The following is a 1485-nucleotide window of genomic DNA, read 5'->3' on the forward strand; positions in this document are numbered from 1 at the left end:
CCGGGGACGGCCGGGACGTCAGCCCGCTGGCCTGGCAGGCCGGGCTGGCCGAGGCCCGGATGTCCCTGGACGAACTGGGCCGGCGGGTCGAACCGCGCGCCCGCTGGGAGGACCTGGTGCTGGCCGAACGCCAGCGCGCGACGCTGCACGAGATCGTCGCCCACGTCCGCCGGCGCGCCACCGTCTACCAGGAGTGGGGCTTCGAAGCGGTGCTGCGCCGCGGCCTCGGGGTCACCGCGCTGTTCGCCGGCGGATCGGGCACCGGGAAGACGCTGGCGGCCGAGGTGGTGGCCGGGCAGCTCGGCGTGGACCTGTTCGTCATCGACCTCTCCCAGGTCGTCAGCAAGTACATCGGCGAGACCGAGAAGAACCTCCGGCGGGTCTTCGACGCGGCCGAACGCGGCGGCGCCCTGCTGCTGTTCGACGAGGCCGACGCGCTGTTCGGCAAGCGCAGCGAGATCAAGGACAGCCACGACCGCTACGCCAACCTGGAGGTCAGCTACCTGCTGATGCGGATGGAGGCCTACCGGGGTCTGGCCGTGCTCACCACCAACATGAAGAAGGCACTGGACCCGGCGTTCATGCGCCGGATCAGGTTCGTGGTCGACTTCCCGTTCCCCGGAGTGCCGGAACGCGCCGAGATCTGGCGGCGGGTCATCCCGGCACAGACCCCCAGCGAGGGCCTCGACCCGCAACGGCTCGCCCAGCTCACCGTCACCGGCGGATCCATCCGCAACATCGCCCTGTCCGCCGCCTTCCAGGCCGCCGACGAGGACCGCCCCCTGCAGATGCGCCACCTGCTGGCCGCCGCCCGCACCGAGTACCTGAAGCTGGAGCGCTCGCTGACGCCCTCGGAGGTCGGCGGATGGATCTGACCGAGGGACGGCGGGAGCCCGGGCCGGGACGAATCGAGGTCGAGATCGGCGAGCTGGTCCTCGACGGCTTCCCCCGCATCGACCACGACCGGGTCGCGGCGGCGTTCCGCACCGAACTGGCCCGCCTGGTCGACGCACGCGGCGTGCCCCTCGCGGCCGACGGAGACCGCGCGCTGGACCTGCTCTCCGGCCTGCCACCGCTCCCGGCGGACACCTCCCCCCAGCGGCTCGGCGAAGCACTCGCCCGCGCCGTGCACACCGGACTGTCCGGCGGCGGCCGTGCGCCGGACCGGGGACGGGGGCGGAGATGACCCGGATCACCGGCGTCGCGAAGGACTCCGCGCCGGACGCGGCCAAGCGGAGGGCGCGCGCACCGCGGGCCCGTACGCCCGAGCCGAAGGAGATCGTCTCCGGCGCCGGCCAGCCGCTGGACCCGGGGCTGCGCCGGGAGTTGGAGGCGCGGCTCGGGCACGACCTCAGCCGGGTGCGGGTGCACACCGATCGGGACTCCGCCGCGCTGACCGAGCTGATCGGCGCGGACGCCGTCGCCGTCGGCGCCGGCCTGTTCGGCTTCACCGACAGCCTCCAGCTGCGCGACCCGGAGTCGGTG

General features: G+C 73.9%; 3 protein-coding genes. All 3 read left to right on the forward strand.

The window, feature by feature from the left end; genetic code table 11:
• A partial coding sequence (locus ABD308_RS31265; RefSeq protein ID WP_344342516.1) for an ATP-binding protein occupies positions 1-875 on the forward strand: 875 nt, incomplete at its 5' end.
• Positions 866-1186 carry a hypothetical protein gene (locus tag ABD308_RS31270; protein WP_344342519.1) on the forward strand — a complete coding sequence of 107 codons (321 nt, stop codon included), beginning with the start codon at positions 866-868 and terminating at the stop codon, positions 1184-1186. The genes ABD308_RS31265 and ABD308_RS31270, both read left to right, overlap by 10 nt.
• Positions 1183-1485: eCIS core domain-containing protein (locus tag ABD308_RS31275; RefSeq protein WP_344342522.1), on the forward strand; the 303-nt coding region annotated here is incomplete at its 3' end. The genes ABD308_RS31270 and ABD308_RS31275, both read left to right, overlap by 4 nt.

It is taken from the genome of Kitasatospora putterlickiae, assembly GCF_039527695.1.
GTDB classification, from domain to species: Bacteria; Actinomycetota; Actinomycetes; order Streptomycetales; family Streptomycetaceae; genus Kitasatospora; species Kitasatospora putterlickiae.

Excerpts from the sequence above, each read along its gene's own strand:
- ABD308_RS31270 (WP_344342519.1), top strand. The coding sequence starts at position 866 with ATGGATCTGACCGAGGGACGGCGGGAGCCCGGGCCGGGACGAATCGAG.